General features: G+C 66.2%; 2 protein-coding genes. Both read left to right on the forward strand.

Annotation, left to right across the window (positions count from 1 at the left end):
- Nucleotides 1-1,183: IS21 family transposase (istA, locus tag AU465_RS00230; RefSeq protein ID WP_192242724.1), on the forward strand; the 1,183-nt coding region annotated here is incomplete at its 5' end.
- A gap of 16 nt (nucleotides 1,184-1,199) precedes the next feature.
- Nucleotides 1,200-1,576 (forward strand): ATP-binding protein (locus AU465_RS00235; protein ID WP_192242727.1); only part of this gene is annotated, 377 nt, incomplete at its 3' end.

The following is a 1,576-nucleotide window of genomic DNA, read 5'->3' on the forward strand; positions in this document are numbered from 1 at the left end:
GTTCTGCGACCGGTTCGCGGCCTTCCGGAGGCAGGCTAGCCCGACGTTCCGCAACCGGCATGCGGCGGGCTCGGTGATGCAGACGGACTATGCCGGGCAGACGGTGCCGGTGATCGATCCGGCGACCGGCGTCATTTACCCGGCGCAGATTTTTGTCGCGGTGCTGGGCGCCTCCAATCTGACCTTCGCCTTTGCCAGCTCCAGCCAAAAGCTGCCGGACTGGATCGAAGGCCAGGTGCGAGCGCTCGCCTTCTTCGGCGGCGTCACCAGAGCGATCGTGTGCGACAACCTGAAGGCCGGTGTCGTCAAGGCGCTGTGGTTCGAGCCGACGCTGAACGCGACCTTTGCCGCGATGGCCGAGCATTACGACACCACCATCCTGCCGACCCGAAGCCGCAAGCCACGCGACAAGGCCAAGGTCGAGGGCGCGGTGCTGATCGTCGAGCGCTGGATTCTGGCACGGCTGAGGAACCTATCCTTCTTCTCGATTGCCGAGCTCAACGCGGCGATCGCCGAACTGCTCGAGGAGCTGAACAACCGGCCGATGCGCCATATCGGCCAAAGCCGCCGCGAACTGTTCGAGGAGATCGAGCGGGCTGCCTTGAAGCCGCTGCCGGCGGCACCGTTCGAATACGCCGAGTGGAAATCGGCGAAGGTCCATCCTGACTACCATGTCGAGGTCGACAAGACCTTCTACTCGGTGCCGCACCGGCTAATCGGGCGCACCGTCGAGGTGCGGCTCACTCATCGAGTGGTCGAGATCTTCCACGATCACCAGCGTGTCGCCAGCCATGTGCGTCGCTCGCAGCGTTCCGGCCATGTCACCGTCAACGAACACATGCCCAAGGCGCACCAGCGCTACGCCAACACCACGCCGGCCAGCCTGATCAGCCGGGCCGCCAGGATCGGCCCCAACGCCGCCATCCTGGTCGAGCGCATGATGCGCGACCGACCGCATCCGGAGCAGGGATACCGCTCGGCCATGGGCATCCTGTCGCTGGCGCCGCGCTATGGGCCGGAGCGTCTCGATGCCGCCTGCGAGCGGGCGCTGCTGATCAACGCGATCGCCTACTCCTCCGTCACCGCCATCCTCAAAGCCGGCCTCGACCGAGCCAGCTCCGCAGAACCGGCAAAGCCGACACCCCAGCACGCCAACATCCGCGGCTCCACCTATTACCAGTGAAGGAAAGGAAGAAAGAATGCTGACGAACCCCACCCTCGACCAGATGCAGGCCCTCGGTCTGGCCGGCATGGCTGCCGCCTGGCGCGAACTGGCCGAACGCAACAACGCCAACGAGCTCAGCCGTGACGAGTGGCTCGGCCTGATGCTCGACCGCGAGGTCGCCATACGGGCCGACAAGCGCGTCCGGAACCGGCTCGCCTCGGCCAGGCTGCGCTTTCCCGAAGCCTGCATCGAGGACATCGACTTTGCCGCGTCGCGCGGGCTCGACCGGCGCAGCACCATGGCGCTCGCCCAGGGCGAATGGTTGAAGGCGCATGAGAACCTGATCGTCACCGGCCAGACCGGAACCGGCAAGTCGTGGCTGGCCTGCGCCTTCGGCCGGCAAGCGGCACG

The sequence above is a fragment of the Mesorhizobium silamurunense genome (genome assembly GCF_014843905.1).
GTDB lineage: Bacteria > Pseudomonadota > Alphaproteobacteria > Rhizobiales > Rhizobiaceae > Mesorhizobium > Mesorhizobium silamurunense.